Here is a 4,536-nt window from a genome sequence, read left to right on the forward strand (position 1 = left end):
CATCGCCCCCGGGGCGGCCGGAACCGGCGGCGCGCAGGCGGCGGGCTCCCGGCACAGCACCCCGCCCGACCACAGCACCCCATGCAGCGTGCCCTGCCCACGCGACAGCAGGGCCCGCACCGCCGCCGAAGCCGGAGCGTGCTCGGCGCCAGAGAGCAGCCGCAGCAGCGCCGCCAGGGCGGAGGCCGCCACCGCGTCCCGCCCCAGCGCCGCCGCGTCCAGCCGCGCCCAGCCTTCCGGGGCCAGATGGAGAGCGCCGGCGAGGCGCTCCGCCACCGCCGCCTCCTGCTGCGCGCGGCGCCGGGCGAAGGCCGCCGCCGCCCCGGCCAGAGCGGCGACGCGCGTTCCGGTGCCATCCGGGTCCGCCAGGGCGGCGCGCAGGGCGACGCGCGTGAAGCGCGGATCGGCATTGGAGGGGTCGCGCAGCGGGGAGAGGCCCTCGCGCCGCAGCAGCGCCTCCAGCGCCACCGGGGGGAGGCCCAGCAGCGGGCGCAGGATCACCGCCGCCTCCGCCGCGCGCCAGGGCGCCATGCCGGCGAGGCCCGCCGCGCCGCTGCCGCGCAGGGCGCGGAACAGCACCGTCTCCGCCTGGTCCATGCGGTGCTGGCCGAGCAGCAGCCAGGGGCGGCCGAGCGCGCCGCAGCGCGCCAGCATCGCCGCGAGGCGGCCCGCCCTGGCGCGCTCCTGCAGGGCGGGGCCACGCGGCAGGCCCAGGGTCAGGATCTCGGAGGCAATGCCGCGCCCGGCCAGGGTGCGGGCCGTCCAGGCGGCCTCGGCCGCGCTCCCGTCGCGCAGCCCGTGATCGACGATGAGCGCCAGCGCGTCGCCACCACGCGCGGCGCAGAAGCGCGCGGCCAGCAGCGCCAGGGCCAGGGAATGCGGGCCGCCGGAGACGCCCACCGCCATCCGAGGCGCAGGGCCGAAAGGCCCGAGGGCGCCAAGCCGAGCTTCGAAATCCGGTGTGCCGGCGGCGCCCCCGCTTTCCAGGATCAGCGGCAGCCGCCGCGCTTGCGGGCCTCGGCGGCGCGGTCGGCGAGGCCGCCGGACAGGCGCGGGAACTCGCTGCGCAGGTCATCCAGCGTGGCGCAGGCCTCGCGCTTGGCGCCGAAGCCCAGGAAGGAATTGGCCAGGCCCAGCATCGCCTCCGGCGCACGGCCGCTGCTGCGGTTGCGGCGATAGGCGTCGTCGTAGGCCAGGGCGGCGTTCTGGAACTCCCGCTTGCCGAGCAGGGCATCGCCCAGGAGGATCTGGGCATCCTGCGCGCGGGCGGTGTTGCGGGCGGCGATCACCTCGCGCGCCGCGGCCTCGGCGGCGCCGTAGTCGCGGCGGGAAAGCGCCGTCTGGCCATCGGCCAGGGCGCGCTCGGCGGTGCGCGGCGTCGCGGCGGCGGGCGGCGCGGCCGGGGCGGGCTCGGCCTCGCTGCGCTGGGCCGGGCGCGCCGGGGCGGCGGCCGGGGCGCGGGCGCCCCCCTGCTCCAGCTGCTGCAGGCGGTAGTCCATGTCGCCCTGCAGCTTCTCCAGCGCCTGCTGGGTGGTGCGGACGCGGTATTCGGATTCCTGCACCTGCCCACGCAGCCGGCGCACCTCCTCCTCCAGCGCGCCCACCCGCTCCAGCATCTGGCTGAGCAGCTCGGGCGAGCCGCCGGCCACGCCGCCACGCCCCGCGGGCGGCGCCATTGGCACCGGCGCGGCATAGCCGCCACCGCCGCCGCTCCGCCGCATCATGTCCAGCTCCTGCCGCAGCTGCAGGATCTGGTTCTGCAACGCGATGCCCTCACGGCTCTCCATCTGCGCGGCGGCCGGCCCGGCGGCCAGCAGCATGGGGGGCAGCAGCAGCGGGGCCAGGAGCAGGAACTTGCGAAACATGGCCTTGTCCTTCCGGTAGCAGGGCAATGGTCGGCGGAACGAAAAACGGCGGCGCCCGCGCAGACGGGTGCCGCCGCTTCTCTCAGCCACCCGCGCCCGCGTCAACGCACCGCGTCAACACGGCCGCGCGTGGTCCATGCTCAGCGGACGACCGTCACCGCGCGGCGGTTCTGCGCCCAGGCGTCGGCCGAGGAGCCGAGCGCCGCCGGGCGATCCTTGCCGTAGGAGATCACGCTCAGGCGGCCGGAGGAGACGCCGTTCGCCACCAGCACGTCGCGCGCCGAGCTGGCGCGGCGCTGGCCGAGCGCCAGGTTGTACTCGCGGGTGCCGCGCTCGTCGGCATGACCCTCGACCACGACCTGCACCTGCGGGTACTGCGCCAGCCAGGCGGCCTGCCGCTCCAGCGTGGTGCGCTGGTCGGCGCGGACGCTGCTGCTGTCGGTGTCGAAGAAAACGCGGTCGCCGACATTGGCGACCAGGTCTTCCTGGCTGCCCGGGCGGATCTGCCCGGCACCCAGGCCGCCCATGCCGGCACCGCCGGCAGCGCCGGCGCCGGTGGCAGCGCCCGAAGTATCCTCGCTCGCGCAGGCGGCGAGAAGGGCGGCGGCGGCAAGAGCGCCAAGAAGCTTGGTCTGCATAATTTCGATTCCTGTGTCAGATCGAATTACGGCCGCGGTTACGCTGCGATTGAGGCGCGTTCAAGGCAGACAAACCGGCATGCCAGGAATGGTTGCCCTTCGGCAAACGCATCGCTCCTGGCATGGCGTCTATCAACCTTCGGTTACGAGGACAACAGCGGCGACCAGCTCGGATCGGTGGCGTCGGTGGGGGTGATCACCTGCCGCTCATTGAAGCCGGCGATGTCGATCATCGCCAGCCGCGCCGAGTAGCCGTTGCCGCGGGAATCGCGCGCCGGGCTCTCGCGGTAGAAGGTCAGCACCCGGCCGTTCGGCGCGAAGCTCGGCCCCTCCATGCCCCAGCCTTCGGAGAGGATGCGCTCGCCCGAGCCGTCGGGGCGCATCACGCCGATGCCGAAGCGGCCGCCGGAGATGCGGGTGAAGGCGATCAGGTCGCCGCGCGGCGACCAGACGGGGGTGGCGTAGCGGCCATTGCCGAAGGAGATGCGCCGCGCGCCGCCGCCATTGGCGTCCATCACGTAGAGCTGCTGGTCGCCGCCACGGTCGGAGTTGAAGACGATCTGGCTGCCATCCGGCGAGTAGCAGGGGGAGACATCCAGCCCGCCGCCGGAGGTGAGCTGCCGCTCCCGCCGCGAGCCGAGATCCACCACATAGATGTTGGCGTCGCCGCCGCGGGCGGAGGAGAGCACGACGTTGCGCCCGTCCGGGCTGAAGCGCGGCGAGAGGGTCATGCCCTGGAAGTTGCCCAGCACCTCCTGCCGGCCGCTGTCCAGGTTGAACAGGTAAACCCGCGGCTGGTTGTTGTTGTAGGACATGAAGGCGATCTGCCGCGCATTCGGGTGGAAGCGCGGGGTCAGGGCCTGGAAGCTGCCATCGGTCAGGAAGCGGTGGTTCTCGCCATCCTGGTCCATGATGGCGAGGCGGCGGGTGCGCCGGTCGCGCGGGCCGCTCTCGGCGATGTAGACGATGCGGGTGTCAAAATAGCCCTTCTCGCCCAGCATCCGCTCATAGATCACGTCGGAGATGACGTGGGCGATCTGCCGCCAGTTGGCGGCGGCGGCGGTGTAGGCGGTGCCCTGGAGCTGCTGCTCGGAATTCACCTCCCACAGCCGGAACTCGATGCGCGCGCGGTCGCCCTGCGGCTCGGCGCGGCCGGTGACGAGCGCCTGCGCGCCGATCACGCGCCAGTCCTGGAAGCGGGGCGCGCCGGCGGCGGCCTCCGGCGTCTGGATGTAGGCGGCGCGCTCCACCGGCCGGAACAGCCCGGAATTCTTCAGGTTGTTGGCGATGACGCGGGTGATGTTCTGGCCGAGCTGCTGCGCCGCCGGCGAGGAGCCGGCGAAGTCGGGCAGCGCGATCGGGATCGGGTCGGTGCGGGCGCGGGTGATGTCGATCACCTGGCCCCCGGCGGCGGTGCCGCCGGGGGCCGGGGCCTGCGCGCGGGCGCGCGAGGCGGCGCCGAGGATCGGCATGCCCACCAGCCCGCCCAGACCCATCAGGGCGAGGCGGCGGGACAGGGAAAGGTTCTGCTGGGTCATCGGACGAGGCCCCTCGGGTTGAATCGGAAGGTCGCGGCGTTCAGCGACGGGATCTTCTCGCGTGGCACGGGCAGCGGGCTGCATTTCTGGTCGAGCAACGCGCGGCGGGCGCTTTCGTATACGGCGCGCGCGCGGGGCTCGGACGGAACGCTGCCCGCCGGGCGCACATTGCGTATGACCCCGCCCGGGTCGATGTCCACCCGCAGCTCGACCACGATCTGGTCAAGATTGAGCATGCCGGCATCGACCGACCAGCATTCGCTGATCCGCTCCGAGACACCGCGCACCTCGCCCGCCGTCAGCAACGCGGCGCCGGAGGGCGCGCCGCCGCCGGCGGCCGGCGCCCCGCCCGAATTGGTGCGGGCGCGCGGCGGCTCGTTCTGCTGCTGCGCGGCGCGCAGCCGCTCCAGCGTGCTCAGCACGGACTGGCTGCGCTCGGCGGTGTTGCGCGTGGGCGGCGTCTGCCCGGTGCCCGGCTGGGTGGCGGGCTCGCGC

4 protein-coding genes and 1 pseudogene are annotated in these 4,536 nt (G+C 74.3%); all 5 read right to left on the bottom strand.

Annotation, left to right across the window (positions count from 1 at the left end; genetic code table 11):
- Positions 1-906, bottom strand: a 906-nt coding sequence (gene tilS, locus ACZJYS_RS22850; RefSeq protein ID WP_493180438.1) for a tRNA lysidine(34) synthetase TilS, incomplete at its 3' end; no start/stop codon positions are given.
- An 83-nt stretch (positions 907-989) separates the two neighbouring features.
- On the bottom strand, positions 990-1,865 hold the full coding sequence (locus ACZJYS_RS22855; RefSeq protein WP_493180439.1) for a YbgF trimerization domain-containing protein: 876 nt from the start codon (positions 1,863-1,865) through the stop codon (positions 990-992).
- A gap of 140 nt (positions 1,866-2,005) precedes the next feature.
- Positions 2,006-2,503, bottom strand: a complete 498-nt coding sequence (gene pal, locus ACZJYS_RS22860) for a peptidoglycan-associated lipoprotein Pal (protein WP_109515272.1) — start codon at positions 2,501-2,503, stop codon at positions 2,006-2,008.
- Positions 2,504-2,646: 143 nt separating this feature from the next.
- Positions 2,647-4,041, bottom strand: a complete 1,395-nt coding sequence (tolB, locus tag ACZJYS_RS22865; RefSeq protein WP_109515271.1) for a Tol-Pal system beta propeller repeat protein TolB — start codon at positions 4,039-4,041, stop codon at positions 2,647-2,649.
- Positions 4,038-4,536: pseudogene (locus ACZJYS_RS22870) on the bottom strand (hypothetical protein); the annotation flags it as partial. The gene tolB and the pseudogene ACZJYS_RS22870, both read right to left, overlap by 4 nt.

The organism is Roseomonas sp. TS2 (assembly GCF_058833935.1).

Excerpts from the sequence above, each read along its gene's own strand:
- tolB (WP_109515271.1), bottom strand. The coding sequence starts at position 4,041 with ATGACCCAGCAGAACCTTTCCCTGTCCCGCCGCCTCGCCCTGATGGGT.
- pal (WP_109515272.1), bottom strand. The coding sequence starts at position 2,503 with ATGCAGACCAAGCTTCTTGGCGCTCTTGCCGCCGCCGCCCTTCTCGCC.
- ACZJYS_RS22855 (WP_493180439.1), bottom strand. The coding sequence starts at position 1,865 with ATGTTTCGCAAGTTCCTGCTCCTGGCCCCGCTGCTGCTGCCCCCCATG.